The organism is Micromonospora coxensis, from assembly GCF_900090295.1.
GTDB lineage: Bacteria > Actinomycetota > Actinomycetes > Mycobacteriales > Micromonosporaceae > Micromonospora > Micromonospora coxensis.
On the sequence record NZ_LT607753.1, the window covers coordinates 1,113,087 to 1,136,081 of the forward strand.

Sequence of the window (22,995 nt, forward strand, 5' to 3'; positions counted from 1 at the left end):
TCGCCGGCGTCTACGATTCGCTCGTGGATCCATTGACCGGCCTCCTCGACGGCCCCCGGGCCCGGGGCGCGTTCCTGCTCCGGTCGCTGCTGGACCCGCCGTTCGCGCTGCGCATCGAGGACCGCGCCCCGCTGACCGTGGTGGCCCTGGTGCGCGGGAGCGCCTGGGTGGTGCCGGACGACGGCACGGCGCAACTGCTGCGCCCCGGGGACGTCGCGGTGCTGCGCGGTCCCGACGCGTACACCGTCGCCGACGACCCGGGCACGCCGCCGCAGGTGGTCGTCCACCCCGGGCAGCGCTGCACCGACCTGCGCGGCGAGTCGCTGGCCACCACGTGGGGGCTGGGGGTACGCACCTGGGGCACCGGGACGCCGGGCGACACGGTGCTGCTGACCGGCACGTACCAGCTCCCGGGTGAGGTCGACCGGCGGCTGCTCGGCGCGCTGCCGCCGCTGCTGGTGGTCCGCGCGCAGGAGTGGCACAGCCCTCTGGTCGGCCTGCTCGCCGAGGAGGTGACCCGGGACGCCCCGGGCCAGGAGGCGGTCCTGGACCGGCTGCTCGACCTGCTGCTGATCGCGGTGCTGCGCCACTGGTTCGACCGGCCCGGCGGCGGCCCGTCCTGGTACGCGGCCACCGCCGACCCGGTGGTCGGGCCGGCGTTGCGGCTGCTGCGCGCCGAGCCCGCCCGGGCGTGGACGGTGGCCTCCCTCGCCGCCGAGGTGGGCGTCTCCCGGGCCGCGCTGGCCCGCCGCTTCACCGAACTGGTCGGCGAGCCACCGATGACCTTCCTGACCGACTGGCGGTTGAGCCTCGCCGCCGACCTGCTGCGCGAGCCGGACGCCACCCTCGCCTCGGTGGCCCGCCGGGTCGGCTACGGCAGCCCGTTCGCGCTGAGCACCGCCTTCCGGCGGGTACGCGGCATCAGCCCTCGCGCCCACCGCACCCGCACCCCCTGACCCCCCACCACCCCTCCCAGCCGAGCCACCCCGCCCCTCCCGCCGGCCAACCGCCCGCCCCCAGCCACCCCTACCCCACACGCTCCCGAGCCGACCCCGCCCCGCCCTCACGCTGCCCCCGTCCCCCCTCGCGCTGCCCCCCGCTGCCCCCGCGCGCCCCGCACCTCGCACTGCCCCTACCCCGCCCTCACGCGCCGCCCCCCCACCCCGCCCTCCCACACGCCGCCCTCGCACGCCGCTCTCGCGCCGCCCTCGCGCCGCCCTCCCACGCGCCGCCCTCGCACGCGCCGCCCTCGCACGCGCCGCCCTCGCACGCGCCGCCCTCGCACGCGCCGCCCTCGCACGCGCCGCCCTCGCACGCGCCGCCCTCGCACGCGCCGCCCTCGCACGCGCCGCCCTCGCGCTGCGCTTTCAGAGAAAGAGTGGCTATCCGAGCCGGAATAGCCACTCTTTCTCGGAAAGTGGCCGCACACGGCGGGGCGGTGGCATGCCCCCGGAGCGGCGCACGCATGGAGCGGCGCACGCACGAGGCGGCGCACGCACAGGGCGGCGCACGCACAGGGCGGCGCACGCACGGAGCGGTAGCGGCGGGGGGGCGAAGTGGAGGGCGCAGCGGAGGGGGGTGCGCGGGACGGGGCGGGTCAGGTGCCGGTGAAGGCGTGCAGCAGAGTGCGCACGGCCGCCCGCAGATCGGCGCGGCTCTGCGGGGTGCCGGGCGGCGGGGCGCTCAGCGCCCCGGCGCCGACCAGGCGGTCGAAGAGCAGCCCGTCGACGAAGGCGACGAACTGGTCGCCCTGCCGGCGCGGGTCCGTCGCCCCGGCGCCGGCCAGCAGCGCCCGGGCCTGCTCCCGCAGCGCGGTGCCGTGTTCCAGGATGGAGCGCAGCTCGGGGCGGTGGACGGCCTCCAACAGGCAGGCGTACCGGGCGAGGGTGCGGTCGCGGTCGGTGGTGAGCCAGCGGTCGAGCACCTCGGCGGTGCCGGCGGCGAGCCGGTCGAGGTCGGCGGCGGTGAGCCGGGGCGGCGGGCCCGGTGGCGGCGTACCGGTGGGCAGCGAGCGTGCGGCCAGGTCCTCCCGGTCCCGCTCGGCCAGGCGTCGGACCACCGCTTCGATGAGCGCCTGCCGGGTGCGCAGGTACGCCGAGGTGGTGCCGAGCGGCACGCCGGCGCGGGCGTCCACCGCCCGGTGGGTCAGCGCCCGCATGCCGCCCTCGGCGAGCAGCGTGATGGCCGCGTCGGCGAGCGACGCGACCCGCGCGTCCCGAGCGTTCATCCTGGGCCCCCTCCATACGTTCTACGCCTGTAGTATGAGTTTCTACAGTTGTAGAAGGGCGGTCGGGATGGACGGACACGCGGTGGTCGTCGGCGGCGGCATCGGCGGCCTGGCCGCCGCGCTCGCCCTGCACCGGTCGGGCTGGCGGGTCACCGTGCTGGAACGCGCGCCGGAACTGGGCGAGGTGGGCGCGGGGCTGGCCCTGATGGAGAACGCGCTGCGCGGGCTGGACGCGCTCGGCGTCGGCCCGGCGGTCCGCGCGCACGGGCGCGTCGACGGCTCGGGCGGGCTGCGCAGCCGCACCGGCCGCTGGCTGTCCCGGGTCGAGGCGGCGGGGATGACCAGCCAGCTCGGCACCACCATGGTCGGCATCCACCGCGCCGACCTGCACGGCATCCTGCGTGACGCCCTGCCGCCGGCCGCGCTGCGCACCGACGCCGAGGTCCTCGACGTGACGACCGGCCCGCACGGGGCCGAGGTGCGCCACCGCCGGCACGGGGAGCCGGCCACCCTCGCCGCCGACCTGGTCGTCGGCGCGGACGGCCTGCGCTCGACGGTACGGTCCCGACTCTGGCCGGACGTCCCGCCGCCGGTGTACGCCGGGGCGACGGCCTGGCGGGCGGCGATCGCCTGGACCGACCCACTGCCGACCGCGGTGAGCTGGGGCGCCGGGGCGGAGTTCGGCATGCTGCCGCTCGCCCCGGGCCGCATCTACTGGTACGCCGCGGTGACCGCCCCGCCCGGCGGGCGGGCGCCGGACGAGCTGGCCGCCGTGCGGGAGCGCTTCGGCGACTGGCACGACCCGATCCCCGCGCTGCTCGCCGCCACCGCGCCGGAGCAGGTGCTGCGCCACGACCTGTACCACCTGGCCACCGGGTTGCCCTCCTACGTGCACGGCCGGGTGGCGCTGCTCGGCGACGCGGCGCACGCGATGACCCCGTACCTCGGTCAGGGCGCCGCCCAGGCGATCGAGGACGCGGTGACCCTCGGCGCGGCGTGCGCCGGCGGGCCGGCCGACCTGGACGCCGCCCTGGCCCGGTACGACAGCCGGCGCCGCCCGCGCACCCAGGCGCTCGCCCGGGCCTCGGCCCGCGCCGGCCGGTACGGGCAGCAACTGCGCCACCCGGTCGCGGTCGCCCTCCGCGACACCGCCATCCGGCTCACCCCGTCCCGGGTGGCGCTGCGCCAGGCCGCCCGGTACGCCGACTGGCATCCGCCGCGCCCCTGACCCAGCACCCGACAGGACGGCACGCCCACCGACGCATGCCAGCCCGAAGCGCCGGCCGGGACCCGGGCGCGCCCCCGGCGCATTGACAGGAGCCAGCCGCAGGAGCCGGCCGCAGGGGCAGGCACCGGCACCGGCACCGGCACGATCGAAATCGGACCGGAAATCGTCACCGGCCCAACCCTTCAGATTATCGACCGCGTACGTTTTTCCGGCTCCACCGAATGGGAGATCACGTCGGTAAGATCGGCGACACCGATCTGACTGATCATTGACTGCTCACCGTGACCGCGATCACACACACTGCTGGCATGAATACGAGACTCACACGCGGCAGGGCATTCCGCGTCGCGGTGTGTCTCGCCCTGGTGGCCACGCTCGCCGGATGCATGCAACTGCACGTCGGGCTCACCGTCCACGCCGACGACACGGTCGACGGGCAACTGCTCCTGACCGCCGAGAAGCGGTTGCTGACCACCAGGAACAGGACGGTCCAGGTCGGCTTCGCCGAGCTGCGGCAGAACATGCCCTCCCTGCCTCCCGGCGAGGAGAGCGTCTACGAGAACCCGACCCACTACGGTTCTCTGATCGATTATCGGCGCACTCCGCTGGCGGATTTCCGCAGCGACAGCCTGAATCTGGTGCGCGACGGCGACCTGCTCCGCTTCCACCTCTCGCTCGATCCGCGGAAATACGGCGGGAAGGTGGCCGAGCAGGATCCGCGCAACCAGGCCCTGTTCCTCCAGTCGGCGTCGTTCGAGATTTCCGTGACCTTCCCCGGCCGGGTGATCGATTCCAACGGCGCGGTGACCGGCCGTTCGGTCACCTGGAAGGTCGGGCCGGGCCGCGACAAGCCGACCGAACTACGGGCCGTTGCCGAGGCCCCGCCCCCGGCCACGCCGACGGCCGCCGGTCCGGGCGGCGCGGCCACCACCGACGACGACGGCGGCGTCCCGTGGCTCGTGGTCGGCGTCGGTCTCGGCGTCGTGCTGCTGCTGGCCGCGGTGGGCGTCGTCGTCCTGCTGCGCCGCCGCCGGGGCGCTGCCGCCCCGGCGACCCCGACGGACACTCCCGTCGTCCCGAGCCCGTCGACCCCGACGGACACTCCCGCCGCCGCGGCGGCGGAGCATCCGGGGTCGGTCTGACCGACGCCGGTCCGACCGCCCCACCACCGTCACCCGGACGTCCGCCCGTCGGCCGTCGCACCTCCCCACCACCCCACCCGCTCCACCGCACCGTCCGAAGGGAGATCGCCGTGAACGATCTCTTCACCTGGGCCGCCCTCGGCAGCCTCACCGGCGCCAGCGCCGCCACCCTGCTGACCGCCAACGTCGTCGGCGGGCTGATCGGCCCGAACGGCGACAAGGCCCGCAAGTGGATCGCCCTGGGCGTCGCCCTCGCGCTCTCCTACGCCACCGCGGCGTTCGCCGCCGACGCCGGCGCCGAGAAGTGGATCATCGCGTTCTTCAACGGGCTGGTCATCTTCTCCGCCGCCCTCGGCGCCAACCAGCTGCCGCCGGGCAACCGACAGGCGACGCAGGCGTCGCCCACCCAGCTCGCGCAGGGCCGCGAGCCCCGCTTCATCCGCTCGTGGGTCTGAGAGAGGTGAGTCCCATGATCTTCGGAATCGTCAGCGCCGCCGTCCACGTCGTCCTCGGCGCGCTGCTCGGCGGCCTCGCCGGCGGGGTCCTCGGCACGGTGATCGGCGGCGTCGTCGGGCTCCTCGTCGGCGCCCCGTTCGGCTGGGCGGTCGCCTCGGCCCGGGTGTACGGCGCGGACGCCCGCGGCATCGCGCTCTTCGTCGTCGACCACACCTGGAGCCTGCCCAACACCGCCGCCGGCGCGCTCTTCCTCGCCGCGCACCTGGTCTTCGGCCACCGGCTGGACCGGACCGTGTCGCAGCACAGCTGCCGGGTCAACGTCGTCGAGGGCGTGTCCCCCCGGTACGCGACCACGATCGGCACGGTCTGCGCCGGTTCCAGCCCCGGCATCCAGCGCCACGAGGACGTGCACATCCTCCAGGGCCGGCTGCTCGGCCCGCTCTACCTGCCGCTGGTGGCGCTGAACTACGTGCTGTTCACCATCGCCCCGGTCTGGCTGCTCTGGCACGACCACACCAACGCGCCGATCAACCGCTTCACCCGGTACTTCGAGATCGGCGTCTACCCGCACGTCTGGAACGAGGCCATCGCGTACCGGATCCAGGGGACGCCGCCGCGATGACCGACGACGGGCGTGGACCGATCGAGGCGGCCACCGCCGACCTGGCGGCGTGGCTGGCCGGGGCGGCCGGTGCGGCCGTCCCGGTCGGCCCGCCCGGCGACGGCGGGGCCGCCGACGGGCTGACCGTGTGGCCGCTGGAGCTGCGGCCCGCCCGGCAGACCCAGGGCAGCGCCGGCCGCCAGGCGTACCGGTTCCAGGTCCGACACCTGCTCGCGGCGGCCGGGCCGGCGGCGCTGCCCCGGCTGGACCGGGTGCTCGCCGCCGCCGTCACCGCCGGGGAGCCGGAGGTGCTGCTGGAGGCCGGCGACCCGGGGCTGTGGCGCGCGTTCGGGGTGCCGCCCCGGCCCGCGCTGCTGATCGACGTGCCGGCGCAGGTGGCCCGGCCGGCGTCCGTCGCCCCGCCGGTGCTGCGCCCGCTGCGGCTGCGGCAGGTCGGCATGCGCCGGCTGGACGGCCGGGTCGTCGGCCCCGAGGAGCAGCCGCTGGCCGCCATGCGGGTCGAGCTGGCGGGCACCCCGTACGCCACGCACACCGACGCCGCCGGCCGGTTCCGGCTCGACGGCGTGCCGCACGACCCGGAGCAGCCCGGCCGGCCGGTCCGACTGCGCCTGGTCGGCCGCGGTCACACCCACACCGCCGAGGTGGACCCGGCCGACACCGACCTCGTCATCGTCTGCGCACCGCCGGCCCGCTGACCCGAAGAGCACCAGGAGGACCGATGCCCCACTACTTCTCCCCCGGCATCTACGTCGAGGAGGTGCCGGGCGGCGCCCACCCGATCGGGCCGGTCGGCACCAGCACCGCCGCGTTCGTCGGCGTCGCCCCGGACCGCGCCGCGCACGTGGACCGGGCGATGCCGGTGAACAGCTGGTCGGAGTTCCTGCGGCTGTACGCCTCCGGTGAGCGTCCGGAGAGCACCCCGCTGGCCCGCGCGGTCTTCGGCTTCCTGGACAACGGCGGCACCCGCTGCTGGGTGGTCAACGTCGGCGAGGGCGGCCGGCTCACCGGCTCCGGCCAGCGGCGCACCGGCCTGCAACTGCTGGAGGCGGTCGACGAGGTCGCCATCCTCGCCGCGCCCGGCTTCCACGACCCGGTCTCGCACGAGGCGCTGCTCTCCACCGCCGAGCGGTTGCGCACCATGGTCGCCATCTGCGACCCGCCGCCCGGCGTCGACGACGTCTCCGCGCTGACCCGGGTCGCCACCGCCCGGGACGGCAAGCCCGCCGGTGGCGCCGGCAAGCCCGACGACGACCAGACGCCGACGGCGTACCGGCCCCGGCAGTCGGACTTCGGCGCGTTCTACTTCCCCTGGCTGCGGGTGCGCGACCCGATCAGCGGCGAACTGGTGGCCACCCCGCCGAGCGGGCACATGGCCGGCATCTGGGCCCGCACCGACGCGCTGCGGGGGGTGCACAAGGCCCCGGCCAACGAGCCGGTACGCGGCGCGGTCGACCTGGACTACCTGGTCACCCGCCCCGAGCACGACGTGCTCAACCCGAAGGGCGTCAACGTGATCCGCTACTTCGCCGGCGAGGGCATCCGGGTGTGGGGCGCCCGTACGCTCGCCGCCGAGGCCAGCGAGTGGCGGTACCTCAACGTGCGGCGGCTGTCCATCTCCATCGAGCAGGCGATCGCCAACGGCACCCGGTGGATGGTCTTCGAGCCGAACGACTTCTCGCTGTGGCGCTCGATCCGCCGGGACATCGGGGCGTTCCTGACCCGGGTGTGGCGCGACGGCGCGCTGCTGGGCCGTACGCCGGAGGAGGCGTTCTTCGTCAAGTGCGACGAGGAGACCAACCCGGCCGACGTCCGCGACGCCGGGATGGTGGTGGCGCACATCGGCATCGCGGTGGTCAAGCCCGCCGAGTTCGTGGTGTTCAAGCTGAGCCAGTGGGCCGGCGGCGCCGAGACCGAGACGATCGGAGGCTGACCATGACCACCCCCGCCACGCCGCAGCCGGGCGCGCCGGTCGACCCGTACCGGGCCTACAACTTCAAGCTGCTCGTCAACGGCATCACCAACGGCCACTTCACCGAGGTCAGCGGACTGGAGGTGACCATCGGGCGGCGGGCGTACCGGGAGGCCGGCAACGACCGGATCCGGGCGATCCCCGGCCAGGTGGACTACGCCCCGGTGACCCTGCACTTCGGACTGACCTCGTCGCGGGAGCTGTGGGACTGGGTGCAGACCGCCGCCCGGGGCGCGGTGAGCCGGCGCAACGTCTCGGTGGTGCTGCTGGACGCCGCCGGCACCACCGAGGTGCTGCGCTGGAACATGATCAACGCGTGGCCGATGCGGTGGCGCGGCGCGCACCTGCACACCCTGTCCCAGGAGATCGCCATCGAGGCGTTGACCCTGGCGTACGAGGGTCTGGAGCTGGAGGCGGGCAGTGCCGCCGCGCCCCGCACCGCGTAGCTGGCTCGCCCGCCGGCTGCGGGACGCCGCCGACGCGGCCGAGCGCTGGGCCGCCGGATCCGGGCCGGCCGACGCCGACCCGCCGGTCGACGTGCCGCCACGCCGCCCGGGTCAGCCGCCGGAGCACTGGCTGCGGCTGGTCGCGGAGCACGCCCCGGGCCTGCTGCGCGACCTCGACCTGCCGCCCCACGCCTCGGACGCCGGGTCTGCGTGGTCCGCGCCCTCCGGGGTACCCGGGCAGGCCACCGCCCCGGGCCACGCGCCCGAGCCGCACCCGGCCGGTCGGGCCACCGCCGCCGCCCACCGGCCCGGCGCCGGCCTCGCCGGCCTCGCCGGCCCGGCCGCCGCACGACCGCACGACCACCGCCCCGACCGGTCCGGTACGCCCGGCGCCGCCCCTGCCGCCGTCCCACGCGCCGGCCTCGACCCGGTCGGCCTGCCCGCCGGAGCGGATGGTCAGTCCCTCCGGCGGGTCGTCGCGTCCGGCCGCCCCGCCGCCCCCGGGGACGGCGCGGACCACGCAGACCCGGCGTCCGAGGCGTGGGCCGGCCCACCGGCCGGGTCGTGGGGGACCGCGTCGTCGACCGAACCGGGTGGCGTCGGCCCTGCGCAAGCGGGGTTCCCCGTACGCCTCCGCCCGGCGGTGCCCCCACCGGGCTGGCTGCCGCCGGGCAGCGCACCGGACTGGCTGCCGCCCGTCACCGGCAGCACGCCGGAGCGCGGAGGGCGGCCCGGCGCCGGACCGGACGCCGGGGCCACGTCGCCCGGGCTCCCGTTGCCGCACGCCCGCCCCGGCCCGGTGGACGCCGTCGCGCTCGGGCTGTCGGGTGGACCGCACGTCGCGACGGCGGCACACCCGCTCGGCTCCCGGTCCGCCGGTCCGGACGACGCCCCGTCCGCAGCAGGCCGGGGCAGCCCCGCACCGCACGCCTCGGCAGGCGGGGCCGACCGCTCCGGCGGTGTCGGGTTCGCCGGGATGCCCGCCCCGAACGGCCCCGACGGCACCGGGACCGGCCGCCCCGGGTTCTCCCCCGCCGACCCGACCGGCAGCGGACACGCCCCGCTCCCGACCGGCAGCGGACACGCCCCGCCCCCGGCCGTAACCGGGTACGGCCCGCCCTCCGCCGGAACCGGCTACGGCCCGGCCCCGACCGGAACCGGGTACGGCCCGGCCCCCGGACACGTCCCGGCCCGGTTCACCGGTGCCGAGCGGTTCCCGCCCCCGCCGAGCGGCCCCGGGTGGCCCTCGCTCCCGGACGGCGGGCCCCGGCGGGCGGCCACGGAGGGACGGCAGTCGCACCGGAACGACCCGACCGGCGGCGAGGCGCTCCTCTCCCGCGCCGCCGGCCCCGACGGCGTCCCGTCCCACCCTGACGGCCGCCGCGTCGGCGGGGCCCGTGTCGGCCGGCGGCCGGAGGGCGGTCCGCTCCCGGCCGGCACGCTGCCCGGCCACCCGGACGACCCGCGGGGCGCGCCGCCGGCCGGCCGGCCCGGTCCGGCTCGCCCACGCCACGACGGCCACCACGGCGGCGACGACCCGGACGGGTGGTGGGCGCACCCCGGGGACCCGTGGCCGGCGCTGCCGGACGAGTCGCCCGGCCCGGGGCGGGACGCGGTGGTCGTATCCCCGGGAAGGAGGACCACGACGGCCCGGTGGTGGCGTGACGACCCGTGGCCGGCGCTGCCGGACGACCGGGACCGGCGGCCGGCGGTGGACGCCGACGACGCGCGGTGGCGTCGGCTCGACTCCGAACAGCGGGGCGCCTGATGGAACGGGTGGCCTTCCTGGTGGACTCCTCGGGGCTGCGGGTCGACTGTCTGCTGAACCCGGAGACCGTGCAGGTGACCCGGCTGGCCGGGGTACGCCCGCGCGGCGTCGCCGACACCCGGCTCACCGGTGCCGGCCTGGCCGACGACCCGCTGGTCTTCACCGGCGGCGGACGCACCGAGCTGGTGCTGGACCTGCTCTTCGACACCGACCTGGTGGAGGGGCCGACCCGCCCGCCGGACGTCCGCGCCCTCACCCGTCCGCTGTGGATGCTCGCCGAGAACTCGGCGGCCGAGCACGGCTGGCTGCGCCCGCCGCTGGTGCGGCTGGTGTGGGGCAAGACCTGGAACGTGCCCGGAGTGATCGTCGCGATCGCGGAACGGTTCGACGCGTTCGGCCTCACCGGCTCCCCCCGCCGGTCCTGGCTGCGGCTGAAGCTGGTCCGGGTGGCGGAGTCCGCCGACGAGGCGCAGGAGGGCTTCGCCGACGAACTCGCCGCCGCGAGCACCCCCACCGCCGCGCCCGGCTCGGCGGTGGTCGCCACCGGGGACGGCTCGGCGACGCCGGGGCACTCCGGGGTCCGCTTCGACCTGCTCGCCCACGACGCGCTCGGCTCGCCGCTGCGCTGGCGGCTGCTCGCCGAGCACAACCGGATCACCGACCCGCTCGCCGTGCCGGCCGGCACCACGCTGGCCGTGCCGCCGCTGACCGCCGCGCCCCCGGCCGACGGCCCGACGTCGGGAGGGGGTCAGCCGTGAGCCCGTGGCCGACCGTGCTGCTCGACGGCGTGCCGCTGGACGCCGCCGCCCGGCGGCTGCGCGTGGTGCGGGTCGCCGCCCGGCTGGACCAGCCCACCCAGTGCGAGCTCACGTACGCCGCGCATCCCGGCCCGGACGCCCTCGACCTCGGCGGCGGCGCGGCGGTGCCCACCGGGGCGGCGCTGGCGGTGCGGCTCGGCGACCGTCCGCTCTTCACCGGCGAGGTCACCTGCGTCGAGGTCGAATACGCCCCGGACGGCGCGGCCCTGCTGCGGCTGCGCGGGTACGACCGGCTGCACCGGCTGCGCAAGCGGCAGCAGCTCCGGGTGTTCGAGTCGGTGACCGCCGCCGACCTGGCCCGCGACCTCTGCGCCGAGGTCGGGCTCGACGTCGACGCCGAGGCCGACGGGCCGCGCCTGGACCGGCTGCTCCAGCACCGGCACAGCGACCTCGACCTGCTGCGGGAGGTCGCCGGCCGAGCCGGGCTGCACCTGGCCGCCGCACCCGGGCGGCTGCGTCTGGTCAGCCTGGACGGGCACGGCGAGCCGGTGCCACTGACCCTCGGCCGGGGCCTGCACTCGGTGCGGGTCGCGGCCAACCTGGACCGGGCCGCCGGTGGCAGCGCGGCGCTGGGCTGGCACCCGCAGCGGGCCGAGCCGATCAGCCAGCGCGTCGACACCGCCCGCACCGGCCGGCGCATCCCCCTGGACCCGGATCCGGCCGCGGTCGGCGCGGACGGGGTGCGCACCGCCGTCGACCAGCCCGGCCGCAGCGACGACGAACTGGCCGCCCTGGCCCAGGCGGGCCTGGACGCCCGGGTGGCCGCGCTGGTCACCGCCGAGGGGGTCGCCGAGGGTGACCCGGAGCTGCTGCCCGGCCGCCGGATCGCCCTGGCCGGCGTCGCCGAGGACCTGGCCGGGGTGTACGTGCTGACCGAGGTGGTGCACACCGTCGACGGCGACGGGCACCTGGCCCGCTTCACCACCGCCCCGCCGCCCGCGCCGGGCCCCGTGCCGGCGCCCGGCGCGGTGGTGACCCTCGGCGCGGTCACCGACGTCGACGACCCCGACCGCCTCGGCCGGGTCCGCCTCACCCTGCCCGGGTACGGGGACCTGGACGCCGGCTGGCTCGCCGTGCTCTGCCCCGGGGCGGGGCGGGACAAGGGCATCGTCGCGCTGCCCGACCCGGGCGACACGGTGCTGGTGGCGCTGCCCGGCGGCGAGCCGGCCTCCGGGATCGTGCTCGGCTCGCTCTTCGGCGCGGTCGCGCCGTACGACGCCGGGATCACCGAGGGGCGGTCCCGGCGCTGGTCGGTGCGGACCGCCGGCGGGCAGAGCATCGTGGTCGACGACGCGGCGCGGACCCTGCGGCTGTCCACCGAGGCCGGCAGCTTCCTGGAGCTGACCCCGGAGCTGACCACCCTGCACGCCGCCACCGACCTGGTGCTCTCCGCCCCCGGCCGGGCGATGGTCGTCCGGGCGCGCAGCGTCGACTTCCTGCACGCCGACGCCGCCGAGGACCCGGCCACCGCCCGGGACCGGGCCGGCGCGCTCGCCCGCGACGCCTCGGGAGGTGGCTGATGCGCTGGCTGCACCTGCACTCCGTGATCACCTGCGACCACGACGGCCGGGTGACGAACCGGGCCTCGCAGCGGTGGGTGACCGTCACCGGCGTGCCGGTGCTGGTCGACGACGACCCGGAGGGACGCCGCATCGTGGCCTGCCCCAACTACGGCCCGACGGTCAAACCGTGCGCGAAGACCCTGCCGGTGCGGGTCGGCTACAGCGACTGGCTGCGCGTCGACGGGCGCCGCATCGTGCTGTCGCACCTGGACGGGCTCACCGACGGCACCCCGCCGGCGCTGGTCCACCACACCGTCCGCGACCCGCGGCAGAACCTGGTGGAGGCGGACCGATGAGGGCGTTCCGGTTCGTCGGGGCCGGCTTCGACGCCGGCCGCACCGGTGGCCTGGCGTTGACCGCGGCCGGCGGGCTCGCCATGACCGACGGCGACGAGACGGTACGCCAGGCGCTGTACCTGCTGCTGTCCACCACGCCCGGCGAGCGGCTGATGCGCCCCGGGTACGGCTCCCGGCTGCACCGGCTGGTCTTCGCGCCGAACGACGACACCACCGCCGGGCTGGCCATCCACTACGTCCGGCAGGCGATCCGGCGGTGGGAGCCCCGGGTCGAGGTGCTCGACGTCGACGCCGGGCCGGACCCCGACGATCCGTGGCGGTTGGTGATCCGGCTCGACTACCGGGTACGGGCCAGCCTCACCCCCGGCCAGCTCGTGTTCTCCGTCGACCTGCAACCCGCCACCGCCGACGATCCGCCGGCCGGCGCGCCCGGCTCCGAGCCCGCCGAGGGGACCCCGTCATGACGCTGCCCGTGCCGCACCTGGACGACCGCACCTTCCTCGACCTGGTCACCGAGGCCAGGGAGCGGATCCGGCAGTCCTGCCCGGCCTGGACCGACCTCTCCGCGCACGACCCGGGCATCGCCCTGGTCGAGGCGTTCGCGCACCTGACCGAGGTGATGATCTACCGGCTGAACCAGCTGCCGGAGAAGGCGTACGTGCAGTTCCTCAACCTGCTCGGGGTGAGCCGGCACGCGCCCAGCGCCGCCTGGGCGGACGTGCGGTTCAGCCGGACCGGCGCCGACGGCGGCGCGGTGCGGATCCCGGCCGGCACCCGGGTGGCCGCGGCCCGGGGCGCCGACCCGCGACCGGTCGTCTTCGTCACCACCGAGCCGGCGGTGCTGCCCGCCGGGCAGGGCGAGGTGACCGTCCGGATGCACCACTGCGAGCCGGTGGAGGCGGAGCTGCTGGGCACCGGCACCGGGCAGCCGGGGCAGGTGCTGCGGGCGGCGCGGGCCCCGCTGGCGCGTACCGCCGAGCCGCTGGACCTGCTGCTCGGCGTGGAGGTGCCGGCCGGCTCGGTGGAACTCGGCGCGGCGGCCCGGGAGCACGACGGGCGCAGCTACGAGATCTGGCGGCCGGTGGACAGCTTCGCCGGCCTCGGCGGGCAGGCGAAGGTGTACCTGGTGGACCGCTGCTCCGGGGTGGTCACCTTCGCTCCCGCGCTGGACCTGCGCCCGCCGGCCGGCGCGCCGGGCGGCGGCGACCCGGTCACCGTGGCGGCGGTGCCGCCGGCCGGGGCGCAGATCCGGCTCTGGTACCGGGCCGGCGGCGGGCGCGCCGGCAACGTGGCCGCCGGCACGCTGACCGGCCTGCGCGACCCGCTGCCCGGGGTACGCGTGACGAACCCGGAGCCGGCCGGCGGTGGGCGGGACGTGGAGACGCTGGACTCGGCGCTGCTGCGCGGCCCGTACGAGTTCTTCGCCCAGCAGCGGGCGGTGACCGCCCGGGACTTCGAGATCCTGGCCGTCTCCGCCGGCCCGGTGGCGAGGGCGCGGGCCTTCACCCGGGCCGCCGTGTACAGCTTCGCCCGCCCCGGCGAGGTCGAGGTGGTGCTGGTGCCGGACGTGCCGGAGCAGGCCCGCCCGGGTGGGCGGCTGCCGGTGTCGGTGCTGCGCGCGCACGAGGTCGAGGAGACCCGCCGCCGGGTGGAGGCGGACCTGGACCGCCGCCGGGCCCTCGGCACCACCTGCCGGGCCGGCTGGGCACGCTACAAGGCGGTCTCGGTACGGGCCCGGGTGGTGGTGCGGCGGGAGGAGGACGTCGAGGCGGTGCGCCGGCGCATCCACGACCGGCTGCACCGGACGCTGAGCCCGCTGCCGACCGCGGTCAACCCGGCCGGCTGGGCGTTCGGCGAGCCGCTGCGGGCCTCCAACGTGTACCGGCTGCTGGAGCACGCCGAGCCGGGCGTGCGCTACGTCGAGTCCGTCCGGTTCGTGGTGGACGAGGCGCCCGACGCGGCGGTCCGCGCGGTCGCCGTCGACCAGTACCAGGCGCGGACCTGGTACGCCGGCCGGGGCGAGGTGCTGTTCCGCTCCACCGACGCCGGAGCGGGCTGGGAGCCGGCCGGCCGGTTCCCGGGCGAGACCGTGGTCCGGGTGGCCCCCGCCCCCGCCCCGGTACGCCCCGGCGTCGTGCCCCGCCCCGGCTCGGTGGCGTGCGTGACGCTGGCCGACGGCGGTGGCTCCCGGGTGCACCTGAGCACCGACCTCGGCGAGACGTGGTCGCTGCTGACCGACCTCGGCTCCCGGATCACCGACGTCGCCTGGATCGACCGGGACGGCGCCGGGGCGCTGCTGCTCGCCACCGACACCGGCCTGTACGAGGTGTCGCTGCTGCCCGGCTCGGTGCCGTTGCAGATCCTGGTCGACCCCGCCGACGCCGACCGCGGCTTCTACGCCGTCCGGTCGTTCGTCTCCGAGCGGGGCGCGCCGGGCGTGGCGGTCGCCGCGCAGGCCGGCTTCGGGGTGTACCTCTCCACGGCGGCGGGCCGCCCCGGCACCTTCGGCCACGTCGGTCTGGCCAACGTGGACAACCGGGTGCTCGCCGTCCAGTACGACGGGCCGGCCACCCTGCTCTGGGCGGGCGCGGGCGAACCGGACCCGAAGAAGCCCGGGCAGGGCTGCCACCGCACCCGGCTGTTCGAGTCCGACGTGAAGTGGCAGCAGGTGCAGGCCGGCTGGATCGGCGGCACCTGCCGGGACGTCGCCTTCGTCGGCGCCCTGGCGGTGGCCGCCACGCAGTCCGGCGGGGTGCTCCGGCTGGACACCCTCGCCCCGCAGCCGCAGTGGCAGCCGGTGATGGTCAACTGCGGGCTGCCGCTGCGGGACCGGTCCCGCTTCGTGCCGGTGGACGCGGTCGCCGCCACCGCCGGCCCGCAGCGGCTGATCCTGGCCGGTGGCGAGCGCGGGGTGTACCGCAGCGGCGACGCCGTCGACTGGACGGCCGGCGCCAACCAGGCCACCGCCGACGTGGTGACCGTTCCCGACACCTGGCTGCTCTGCTCCGGCGAGCACGACATCGAGGTGGTGCGGCAGGATGCGCCGAGCGTCGATTGAGCGGCTGTTGCCGGCGGCGTACCAGCGGGCCGCCGTCGACGGCAGCGTGCTGGCCGCGCTGCTGGAGGTGATGGAGGCGCTGCACGCCCCCGACGAGGCGGTGCTCGCCGACGTCGACGCGCTCTTCGCCCCGTACCGGGCGCCGGACGCGCTGGTGGCGTACCTGACCCGGTGGGTGGCGATGGACCACGTGCTCGCCCCGCCCCGCCCGGACGCGCCGCTGCCGCTGCCGGTGGGGCGGCTGCGGGACCTGGTGGCGCACGGCGCGCACCTGGCCCGCTGGCGCGGCACCCCGTACGGGATGCGCACCGCGCTGGAACTGGCCACCGGCGTGACCGGGTTCGTGCTGGACGAGCCGGCCGAGCGCCCGTTCCACCTGGTCGTCCGGGTGCCGCCGGACGCCGCCGGCCTGCTCGCCGTCGTCACCCGCATCGTCGAGGCGGAGAAGCCGGCCGCGGTGACCGTCGAGGTGCTGCCGCTCGACGGCGTGCCCGCCGAGACGCCGTCGGGCGGCCCGTCCACCGTGCCCACCGCCCCGGCCGTACCCACCGGGTCCACGGAGCCGGCCGTACCCACCGGGCCCGCCGGGCCCACGGAGCCCGCCGTGCCCGTGGAGCCGGCCGTGCCCGTGGAGCCGGCCGTGCCCGTGGAGCCGGTCGTGCCCACCGGGCCGGCGGTCGGCCGGGCCGCCGTCCCCCGTCACGCACCACCCGCACCGTCCGCAGAGGAGCCGTCATGACCACCGAATGGGCCGTCGTCGCCGCCGCCGAGCAGTTCAACCTCGACGCCGGCAACCGCGGTGAACTCACCTTCACCGTCACCAACCCGGGCGCCGCTCCGGACACCGTGGTCTTCGACATCGCCCCGGGCGAGGGCAGCCAGCGCTCCTGGTTCACCGTCGCCGAGCCTCAGCGGGTGGTGCCCGGGCAGGGGTCGGTCTCCTTCCTGGTCCGCCTCGCCGTGCCGCCGGGCACCGCGCCCCGGCGGTACGACATGACCGGCTTCGCGTACTCGGCGAACACCGCGCCGGAGGAGAGCTCCCGGCCGAGCAACCGGGTGACGTACGAGGTCCGGGCCGTCGCCCCGCCCCGGCGCGCGCCCTGGCCGTGGATCGCCGCGGCGGTGGCGCTGGTGGTGCTGGTCGGCGCGGTGGTCGGCTGGCTGGTGACCCGCCCGGAGGACGCCCCCGCGCCGCCCGGCGAGCCGCAGGTGGTCACCCTGGAGGCGGAGAGCCTGGTCGCCACCGCGACCGTCGAGTCCCCCACCGGCGGGACGGTGGCGGTGGACGTCCAGCCCAACTGCTGCGGGGTGACCTGGTCGGACGACAAGCAGCTCTTCTTCCAGGGACGCGCGCAGGGCGACCAGGTGACGATGACCGTCGACCTGCCGGTCTCGGCGGCCTGGCGGTTCTCCGCCGCGCGCACCACCTCGTTCGACTACGCCAACACCATCTGGCAGATCGACGGGGCGCAGGTCGGCGGGACGTTCCTCGGCTTCAGCCGGGCGGTGGTCGCCCGCGACTTCGAGGACGTCGGCACCATCCGGCTCGACAAGGGCCGGCACACCCTCACCCTGATCGCGGTGGGCAAGACCCAGGGCTTCGACCGCTACTTCGCCGGCGTCGACCGGATCCGGTTCACCGAGGTCCGTGCGGCGGCGGCGCCGCGATGAGCCGCCGCCGGGCCCTCCTGCTGGCGGGGCTGGCCGTCCTGCTGGTGGTGCTCTTCGCGGTGGCGACCGGCACCGGGCGCGGCGACCGGGGCGATCCGGGCGACGCCGGGGCGGTGCGCTGGCTGGGCCGGCTCGCCGGGGGCGGCGCCGTGGTGGACCCGGCCACGGTACGGGCCGACTGCGACCGGGAGGGCGACACGCTGCGGGTCGTCGGCGGCTGCGTGCTGCGGGTGGCCGACCCCGGCGGCCTGCGGACGCTGGTGCTGCGCGGCCCCGGCCGGTTCACCGTCACCGCCCCCGCCCCCGGCGACGCCGACCTCACCGTGCGCGACGAGGTGGAGCCGGGTGACGACGGGCAGGCGGTGGCCCGGATCGCCGTCGACGCCGCGACGGAGATCGCCGTGAGCTGCCCGGGAGGTGCGCCGTGCGTGGTCACCATCGCCACCTCCTGACCCGCCCGACCGCACCGCCCGACCCGTTGCTCGCCGCGCCGGTCCACCACCGGGGGCGAATCCGCCCGGAGGAGGAGATCCGTCATGGGTGAGCTGCGCAAGCCGTTGCTGTTGCTGGCGTTGCTGGCGATCGCGCTGGTGGTCGGGGTGGAGCTGGGCGCGTCGCTGCTCGTCGGCGGCGGGGACGCCGGCGGGGCGCTGCGGGCCAGCGCCGGGGACCTCGGTGTGGACGTCGGCGAGGTGGGGCGGATCAGCGAGCCGTCCGGGCGGGGCACCGGCCACCTGGCGCTGATCGACGTGGTGGCCCTCTGGACGACCGGGCTGTTCTGCCTGAGCCTGGTGCTGCCGGACCGGGTGCAGGGCCGGATCCAGGGCGTCGCGACGCTGGTCTTCGCGGTGCTGCTGATCCTGGCCGCGCTGGTGCTGCTGGTGACGGCCTTCGTGGAGCTGACCGTGATGGTCTCGCTCTTCCTGGCCCCGCCCTTCGGGACGCTGGCCTACCTGGCGTTGTGGGGGTTCTTCCCGGTCGGGGAGGCCAGCCTGCTGCTGGGCCTGGTGCTGCTGCTCAAACTGGTCTGGGCGGGGCTGCTGATCGCCGCACAGCCGCGTTTCCTGCAGAACAAGGGCCTGGTCCTGCTGGCGCTGACCACCCTGCTCTGCACCGTGCTGCTGGAGTTCCTGCACCGGCTGGCCCCGGTCGTGGTGACGAGCATCCTGGACGACGTGGGCGCGGTGGTCTTCGCCGTGGTCGCCCTGATCTGGGCCGTGGTCCTGCTGGTCGGCTCGATCCCGGCGATCGTGAAGGCCGTCCGCGTCACCGCCGCCCTCCCCACCCGCTGACCCGGCTCCGGCGGGCCTATCCCGGTCCCCGGCCCCGGCCCCCACTCCGTCGATCATGAAGTTGTCGCCACGGGGAAGCGCGTTCCACGGCGACAACTTCATGATCAACGAGCCCCGGGGGGTGGGATCAACGGACGTGGGTGAGGTAGCTGTCGATCGTGGCGGCGAGGATGTCCGGGCCGGGGCGGGACCAGAGGTCGGCGTGGAAGACCTCCACCTCGACGGGACCGGAATAGCCGGAGGCGTCGACCGCCTCGCGCAGCCGGCGCAGCTCGACGGTGCCCTCGCCGGGCAGGCCCCGGCCGAGCAGCACCCCCTCGGGCAGCGGGGTGACCCAGTCCGCCACCTGGAAGGCGGCGATCCGGGCGCCGGCCCGGGCGATCTGGTCGTAGACGGTGTCGTCCCACCAGACGTGGTACGTGTCGACCACCACCCCGACCACCTCCGGGGCGAACCGCTCGGCGATGTCGAGGGCCTGGCCGAGGGTGGCGACGACGCAGCGGTCGGCGCAGAACATCGGGTGCAGGGGCTCGATGGCCAGCCGTACGCCGGCGGCGGCGGCCTCCGGGGCGAGGTCGGCGATCGCGTCGGCGACCATCCGACGGGCGCCGTCGACGTCCCGGCTGCCCGGGGGGAGCCCGCCGGAGACCAGCACCAGTTCACGGGTGCCGAGGGTGGCGGCCTCCTCGATCGCCCGGCGGTTCTCGTCGCGCCACCCGGGGGTGGTGAGGAACCCGCCGCGACACAGCGAGGTGACCCGCAGCCCGGCGGCACGGACCAGCGCGGCGGCGCGGTCGAGCCCGTACTCGGCGACCGGCTCCCGCCACAGGCCGATGCCCGGCACGCCGGCCGCGACGCACCCGGCGACGACCTCCTCCAGCGGCCAGTGCTTGGCGGTCGCCTGGTTGAACGAGAGGCGCTCCAGCCCGGCGGCCGGCGCCACCCGGGCGGCCGGGGCGGGCGCGCTCACTGCGCCACCCCCGCCACGGTGAAGTACGCCCGGGCCCGGGCGGCGGCCAGGTCGGCGTCGGGCAGCAGGCCGGCGGCGTCGGCGAGGACCAGCAGCCGGGCCAGGTGCGCCGGCGATCGTCCCGCCTGCTGCCCGGCGAGCATGGTGAAGTGGTCCTGGTGGCCGGCGAGCCAGGCGAGGAAGACGATGCCGGTCTTGTAGTGCCAGGTGGGTGCGGCGAACAGGTGCCGGGCCAGCGGCAGGGTCGGGGCGAACACCTCGTCGTAGGTGGCGAGGTCGCCGGCGTCCAGGGCGGCGAGCGCGGTAGCGGCGGCCGGGGCGATGGCGGCGAAGACGCCGAGCAGCGCGTCGGAGTGCCCCTGGGCGTCGCCACGGATCAGTTCCGGGTAGTGGAAGTCGTCGCCGGTGTAGAGGCGCACCCCCTCGGGGAGCCGCCGTCGCAGGTCGACCTCGCGCTCGGCGTCGAGCAGGGACACCTTGATCCCGTCGACCCGCCGCTGGTGGTCCTTGATCAGGTGCAGCACCGTCTCGGTGGCCTCGTCCAGGTCGGTCGAGCCCCAGTAGCCGGCCAGGGCCGGGTCGAACATGTCGCCGAGCCAGTGCAGCACGACGGGTTGGTCGGCGGCGGTGAGCAGCCGGTCGTACACCCGCAGGTAGTCCTCGGCGTGGGTGGCGGTGGCGGCGAGCTGCCGGCTGCACATCAGCACCGGCCGGGCCCCGGCGGCGGCCACCTCGGCGAGCTGTTCGGTGTACGCGTCCGCGATCAGGGTCAGCGAGGTCGGGCCGGGTGGGAGCTGGTCGGTGGCGACCCCGGCGACGATCCGCCCGCCGGTGGCGCGGGCCTCGGCGGCGCTGCGCCGGATCAGCTCCCGGGTGGCGGCGTGGTCCAGGCCCATGCCGCGCTGGGCGGTGTCCATCGCCTCGGCGACCCCGAGCCCGTACGACCAGAGGTGGCGCCGGAAGGCCAGGGTGCGGTCCCAGTCGACGGCGGCCGGGGCGCCCGGCACGTTCTCCGCCCCGGGGTCGGCGACGACGTGTGCCGCCGCGTACGCCACCCGGCTGGTCGACGGCCCGGCGGGACGCGGGTGGCCCGGCCCTCCGCGCAGCCGGTACGCCTCACCGCCGGGCAGGTGGACGGTGGCGCTCACCGGGTCAGCTCCGGCACCTCGACGCGGCGCCCCTCGCGGGCCGAGCGCAGCCCCAGCTCGGCGAGCTGCACGCCGCGCGCCCCGGCGAGGAAGTCCCAGCCGAAGGGCGCACCGGCGACGACGTGCCGCAGGAACGCCTCCCACTGCACCTTGAAGCCGTTGTCGAACTCCTCGTTGTCGGGCACCTCGGTCCACTGGGCCCGGAAGTCCTCGGTGGCGGGCAGGTCCGGGTTCCAGACCGGCTTGGGGGTGACGGCGCGGTGCTGCACCCGGCAGCGGCGCAGCCCGGCGACGGCGCTGCCCTCGGTGCCGTCGACGTGGAACTCGACGAGTTCGTCGCGGTGCACCCGGGTGCACCAGGACGAGTTGAGCGCGGCGACGATCCCGCCGTCGAGTTCGAAGATGCCGTACGCGGCGTCGTCGGCGGTGGCCGGGTAGGGGCGGCCGGCCTCGTCGACCCGCTCGGGCACGTGGGTGGCGGCGAGGCAGGTGACCGCCCGCACCGGGGCGAAGAGTTCCTCCAGCACGTACTGCCAGTGCGGGAACATGTCCATGACGATGCCGCCGCCGTCCTCCACCCGGTAGTTCCAGGAGGGACGCTGGGCGGGCTGCCAGTCGCCCTCGAAGACCCAGTAGCCGAACTCGCCGCGCACGGAGAGGATCCGGCCGAAGAAGCCGCCGTCGACGAGCCGCTTGAGCTTGCGCAGGCCGGGGAGGAAGAGCTTGTCCTGCACGACGCCGGTGCGGATGCCCGCCGCGTCGGCGGCCCGGACCAGTTCCATCGCGGCGGCGCTGGACTCGGCGAGCGGCTTCTCGGTGTAGATGTGCTTGCCGGCGTCGATCGCCTGCCGGATGGCCTTCTCCCGCTGCTGGGTGACCTGCGCGTCGAAGTAGATCTCCGCGTCGTCGCGGGCGAGCGCGGCGGCGAGGTCGGTGGTCCAGTCGGTGAGCCCGTGCCGCTCGGCCACCGCGCGCAGCCGGCCCTCGTCGCGCCCGACGAGGATCGGCTCCGGCCAGATCCGGGTGCCGTCGGGCAGCGCCAGGCCGCCCTGTTCGCGGATGGCCAGCAGCGACCGGACGAGGTGCTGGCGGTATCCCATCCGGCCGGTGACGCCGTTGACGATGATGCCGATCGACCTTCGGGACATGGTCGTCCTTCCCTGGGAGACAACGCAGGTAAGCGCTTTCCTGGCAGCGTAGGGGGCGGGAGCCGGAGCGGGCAAGGGCTTTCCTGATGATCTTGCGGTAGCCTGTCCGCGACCCGCGCGGCACGCGGGACCGGGCAGGCACGGGGGGTGACTCGTTGGCGACGCTGGCCGACGTGGCACGCCGCGCGGGCGTCTCCCCCGCCACGGCGTCCCGGGTGATCAACGGCAGCAGCAAACCCGTCGCCGACGAGCTGCGCGAGCGGGTGCTGCGCGCCGTCGCCGAGCTGCGGTACGTCCCCAACGCGCACGCCCAGCTGCTGGCCCGGCCGCAGCGCAGCGTCGTCGGCGTGGTGGTGCACGACGTCTCCGACCCGTACTTCGCCGAGGTGACCCGGGGCCTGCAACGGGTGGCCACCGACCGGGGCCGGCTGGTCATCATCTGCAACAGCTACCGCGACCCCGAGCGCGAGCTGGAGTACGTCGAGATGCTGCGCGGCCAGCAGGTCGCCGCGATCGTGCTGGCCGGCTCCGGCTACCACGACGCCGACTTCACCGCCCGGCTCACCGAGAAGCTGGCCGCGTACGAGGCGACCGGCGGCCGGGTGGCGGTGATCGGCCGCCACGAACACCCGGGCGACGCGGTGATGCCCGCCAACGACGTCGGCGGCCGGCTGCTCGGCGAGGAACTGCTCCGCCAGGGCCACCGGCAGATCGGCGTGATCGCCGGTCCCCGGGTGCTCACCACCATCACCGACCGGTTGCGCGGGCTGCGGGCCGCGCTGGCCGAGGGCGGCGTCACCCTCGCCGACGACCACGTCCGGTACGCCGACTTCGACCGCGACGGCGGCGCCCGCGCCGCGGCCGAACTGCTCGACACCGTCGACGGGTTGACCGCGCTGGTCGCCCTCAACGACTCGATGGCGGTGGGCGCGCTGGCCCTGCTGCGCCAGCGGGGTGTCCGGGTGCCCGAGCAGGTGTCGGTGGCCGGTTTCGACGACATGCCCGTCGCCGCCGACGTCACCCCGGCGCTGACCACCGTCCGGCTGCCCCTGGTCGAGCTGGGCGCCCGGGCGATGACGCTCGCCCTGGACCCGGCGGCCGACCGCTCCCGGGTCGAGGTGCTCCCCGCCGAACTGGTCCGCCGGGAGAGCCTGGGCCCCGCCCCGCGCTGAGC

The 22,995-nt window shown here is 76.5% G+C and carries 23 protein-coding genes; 19 read left to right on the plus strand and 4 right to left on the minus strand.

Annotated elements, in window-relative coordinates; genetic code table 11:
- The first annotated feature begins 23 nt into the window (after positions 1 to 23).
- Positions 24 to 956 (plus strand): AraC family transcriptional regulator, encoded by a 933-nt coding sequence (locus GA0070614_RS04950; protein WP_088974843.1) that lies wholly within the window; start codon positions 24 to 26, stop codon positions 954 to 956.
- A 641-nt stretch (positions 957 to 1,597) separates the two neighbouring features.
- Here the strand turns inward: GA0070614_RS04950 and GA0070614_RS04955 are convergent.
- On the minus strand, positions 1,598 to 2,227 hold the full coding sequence (locus GA0070614_RS04955; RefSeq protein WP_088974844.1) for a TetR/AcrR family transcriptional regulator: 630 nt from the start codon (positions 2,225 to 2,227) through the stop codon (positions 1,598 to 1,600).
- Positions 2,228 to 2,294: 67 nt separating this feature from the next.
- Between GA0070614_RS04955 and GA0070614_RS04960 the strand changes: the two genes are divergently transcribed.
- The 17 genes from GA0070614_RS04960 to GA0070614_RS05040 all read left to right on the plus strand — a co-directional run bounded on the left by GA0070614_RS04960 (position 2,295) and on the right by GA0070614_RS05040 (position 18,555).
- The gene (locus tag GA0070614_RS04960; RefSeq protein ID WP_088974845.1) at positions 2,295 to 3,455 is read left to right on the plus strand and encodes an FAD-dependent oxidoreductase; all 1,161 of its coding nucleotides are present in this window, start codon (positions 2,295 to 2,297) and stop codon (positions 3,453 to 3,455) included.
- Positions 3,456 to 3,736: 281 nt separating this feature from the next.
- Positions 3,737 to 4,597 (plus strand): LppM family (lipo)protein, encoded by an 861-nt coding sequence (locus tag GA0070614_RS04965; RefSeq protein WP_157744938.1) that lies wholly within the window; start codon positions 3,737 to 3,739, stop codon positions 4,595 to 4,597.
- Between the two features lie 110 nt (positions 4,598 to 4,707).
- Positions 4,708 to 5,052, plus strand: coding sequence for a hypothetical protein (locus GA0070614_RS04970; RefSeq protein ID WP_088974847.1), 345 nt, complete (start codon positions 4,708 to 4,710; stop codon positions 5,050 to 5,052).
- A 14-nt stretch (positions 5,053 to 5,066) separates the two neighbouring features.
- Positions 5,067 to 5,675, plus strand: coding sequence for a glycine zipper family protein (locus GA0070614_RS04975; RefSeq protein ID WP_088974848.1), 609 nt, complete (start codon positions 5,067 to 5,069; stop codon positions 5,673 to 5,675).
- Positions 5,672 to 6,370, plus strand: coding sequence for a carboxypeptidase-like regulatory domain-containing protein (locus GA0070614_RS04980; RefSeq protein ID WP_088974849.1), 699 nt, complete (start codon positions 5,672 to 5,674; stop codon positions 6,368 to 6,370). Before GA0070614_RS04975 ends, GA0070614_RS04980 begins: the two co-directional genes overlap by 4 nt.
- A gap of 23 nt (positions 6,371 to 6,393) precedes the next feature.
- Positions 6,394 to 7,605, plus strand: a complete 1,212-nt coding sequence (locus tag GA0070614_RS04985) for a phage tail sheath family protein (protein WP_088974850.1) — start codon at positions 6,394 to 6,396, stop codon at positions 7,603 to 7,605.
- 2 nt (positions 7,606 to 7,607) lie between these two features.
- Positions 7,608 to 8,090 (plus strand): phage tail protein, encoded by a 483-nt coding sequence (locus tag GA0070614_RS04990; protein ID WP_088974851.1) that lies wholly within the window; start codon positions 7,608 to 7,610, stop codon positions 8,088 to 8,090.
- Entirely contained in the window at positions 8,065 to 9,858 is a 1,794-nt protein-coding gene (locus tag GA0070614_RS04995; protein WP_088974852.1) for a hypothetical protein, read from the plus strand. Before GA0070614_RS04990 ends, GA0070614_RS04995 begins: the two co-directional genes overlap by 26 nt.
- Complete coding sequence (locus tag GA0070614_RS05000) at positions 9,858 to 10,616, plus strand: CIS tube protein (RefSeq protein ID WP_088974853.1); 759 nt, start codon at positions 9,858 to 9,860, stop codon at positions 10,614 to 10,616. Before GA0070614_RS04995 ends, GA0070614_RS05000 begins: the two co-directional genes overlap by 1 nt.
- Positions 10,613 to 12,196 (plus strand): phage baseplate assembly protein V, encoded by a 1,584-nt coding sequence (locus tag GA0070614_RS05005; protein ID WP_088974854.1) that lies wholly within the window; start codon positions 10,613 to 10,615, stop codon positions 12,194 to 12,196. Before GA0070614_RS05000 ends, GA0070614_RS05005 begins: the two co-directional genes overlap by 4 nt.
- Positions 12,196 to 12,534 carry a hypothetical protein gene (locus tag GA0070614_RS05010; protein WP_088974855.1) on the plus strand — a complete coding sequence of 113 codons (339 nt, stop codon included), beginning with the start codon at positions 12,196 to 12,198 and terminating at the stop codon, positions 12,532 to 12,534. Before GA0070614_RS05005 ends, GA0070614_RS05010 begins: the two co-directional genes overlap by 1 nt.
- Entirely contained in the window at positions 12,531 to 12,998 is a 468-nt protein-coding gene (locus tag GA0070614_RS05015; protein ID WP_088974856.1) for a GPW/gp25 family protein, read from the plus strand. The genes GA0070614_RS05010 and GA0070614_RS05015 overlap by 4 nt, the downstream gene beginning before the upstream one ends.
- Positions 12,995 to 15,592 carry a putative baseplate assembly protein gene (locus GA0070614_RS05020; protein ID WP_088974857.1) on the plus strand — a complete coding sequence of 866 codons (2,598 nt, stop codon included), beginning with the start codon at positions 12,995 to 12,997 and terminating at the stop codon, positions 15,590 to 15,592. Before GA0070614_RS05015 ends, GA0070614_RS05020 begins: the two co-directional genes overlap by 4 nt.
- Complete coding sequence (locus GA0070614_RS05025) at positions 15,573 to 16,331, plus strand: phage tail protein (RefSeq protein ID WP_088974858.1); 759 nt, start codon at positions 15,573 to 15,575, stop codon at positions 16,329 to 16,331. Before GA0070614_RS05020 ends, GA0070614_RS05025 begins: the two co-directional genes overlap by 20 nt.
- Entirely contained in the window at positions 16,328 to 17,263 is a 936-nt protein-coding gene (locus GA0070614_RS05030) for a hypothetical protein (RefSeq protein WP_088974859.1), read from the plus strand. The genes GA0070614_RS05025 and GA0070614_RS05030 overlap by 4 nt, the downstream gene beginning before the upstream one ends.
- Positions 17,260 to 17,715: a hypothetical protein gene (locus GA0070614_RS05035; RefSeq protein ID WP_088974860.1), complete on the plus strand. Its 456-nt coding sequence runs from the start codon at positions 17,260 to 17,262 to the stop codon at positions 17,713 to 17,715. Before GA0070614_RS05030 ends, GA0070614_RS05035 begins: the two co-directional genes overlap by 4 nt.
- A gap of 84 nt (positions 17,716 to 17,799) precedes the next feature.
- Positions 17,800 to 18,555 (plus strand): hypothetical protein, encoded by a 756-nt coding sequence (locus tag GA0070614_RS05040; protein WP_088974861.1) that lies wholly within the window; start codon positions 17,800 to 17,802, stop codon positions 18,553 to 18,555.
- A gap of 127 nt (positions 18,556 to 18,682) precedes the next feature.
- On the opposite strand, the gene GA0070614_RS05045 is transcribed toward GA0070614_RS05040, so the two are convergent.
- From GA0070614_RS05045 to GA0070614_RS05055, 3 genes are read right to left on the minus strand one after another with little or no spacing between them, the layout of a single operon-like run.
- Positions 18,683 to 19,525 (minus strand): sugar phosphate isomerase/epimerase family protein, encoded by an 843-nt coding sequence (locus GA0070614_RS05045; RefSeq protein ID WP_231933534.1) that lies wholly within the window; start codon positions 19,523 to 19,525, stop codon positions 18,683 to 18,685.
- A complete protein-coding gene (locus tag GA0070614_RS05050) occupies positions 19,522 to 20,673 on the minus strand; it encodes a dihydrodipicolinate synthase family protein (protein WP_088974862.1) in 1,152 nt (383 codons plus the stop codon). Before GA0070614_RS05050 ends, GA0070614_RS05045 begins: the two co-directional genes overlap by 4 nt.
- Positions 20,670 to 21,821 carry a Gfo/Idh/MocA family protein gene (locus GA0070614_RS05055; protein ID WP_088974863.1) on the minus strand — a complete coding sequence of 384 codons (1,152 nt, stop codon included), beginning with the start codon at positions 21,819 to 21,821 and terminating at the stop codon, positions 20,670 to 20,672. Before GA0070614_RS05055 ends, GA0070614_RS05050 begins: the two co-directional genes overlap by 4 nt.
- A gap of 155 nt (positions 21,822 to 21,976) precedes the next feature.
- Between GA0070614_RS05055 and GA0070614_RS05060 the strand changes: the two genes are divergently transcribed.
- Positions 21,977 to 22,993 (plus strand): LacI family DNA-binding transcriptional regulator, encoded by a 1,017-nt coding sequence (locus GA0070614_RS05060; protein WP_088974864.1) that lies wholly within the window; start codon positions 21,977 to 21,979, stop codon positions 22,991 to 22,993.
- Positions 22,994 to 22,995: the final 2 nt, after the last annotated feature.

Bases quoted from the DNA above. Each gene is read 5' to 3' on its own strand.
- GA0070614_RS05015 (WP_088974856.1), top strand. From the start codon at position 12,531: ATGAGGGCGTTCCGGTTCGTCGGGGCCGGCTTCGACGCCGGCCGCACC.
- GA0070614_RS04980 (WP_088974849.1), top strand. From the start codon at position 5,672: ATGACCGACGACGGGCGTGGACCGATCGAGGCGGCCACCGCCGACCTG.
- GA0070614_RS04955 (WP_088974844.1), bottom strand. From the start codon at position 2,227: ATGAACGCTCGGGACGCGCGGGTCGCGTCGCTCGCCGACGCGGCCATC.
- GA0070614_RS05010 (WP_088974855.1), top strand. From the start codon at position 12,196: ATGCGCTGGCTGCACCTGCACTCCGTGATCACCTGCGACCACGACGGC.
- GA0070614_RS05035 (WP_088974860.1), top strand. From the start codon at position 17,260: ATGAGCCGCCGCCGGGCCCTCCTGCTGGCGGGGCTGGCCGTCCTGCTG.
- GA0070614_RS05025 (WP_088974858.1), top strand. From the start codon at position 15,573: ATGCGCCGAGCGTCGATTGAGCGGCTGTTGCCGGCGGCGTACCAGCGG.
- GA0070614_RS04975 (WP_088974848.1), top strand. From the start codon at position 5,067: ATGATCTTCGGAATCGTCAGCGCCGCCGTCCACGTCGTCCTCGGCGCG.
- GA0070614_RS04960 (WP_088974845.1), top strand. From the start codon at position 2,295: ATGGACGGACACGCGGTGGTCGTCGGCGGCGGCATCGGCGGCCTGGCC.
- GA0070614_RS05055 (WP_088974863.1), bottom strand. From the start codon at position 21,821: ATGTCCCGAAGGTCGATCGGCATCATCGTCAACGGCGTCACCGGCCGG.
- GA0070614_RS05040 (WP_088974861.1), top strand. From the start codon at position 17,800: ATGGGTGAGCTGCGCAAGCCGTTGCTGTTGCTGGCGTTGCTGGCGATC.
- GA0070614_RS05000 (WP_088974853.1), top strand. From the start codon at position 9,858: ATGGAACGGGTGGCCTTCCTGGTGGACTCCTCGGGGCTGCGGGTCGAC.
- GA0070614_RS04990 (WP_088974851.1), top strand. From the start codon at position 7,608: ATGACCACCCCCGCCACGCCGCAGCCGGGCGCGCCGGTCGACCCGTAC.
- GA0070614_RS04985 (WP_088974850.1), top strand. From the start codon at position 6,394: ATGCCCCACTACTTCTCCCCCGGCATCTACGTCGAGGAGGTGCCGGGC.
- GA0070614_RS05020 (WP_088974857.1), top strand. From the start codon at position 12,995: ATGACGCTGCCCGTGCCGCACCTGGACGACCGCACCTTCCTCGACCTG.
- GA0070614_RS05030 (WP_088974859.1), top strand. From the start codon at position 16,328: ATGACCACCGAATGGGCCGTCGTCGCCGCCGCCGAGCAGTTCAACCTC.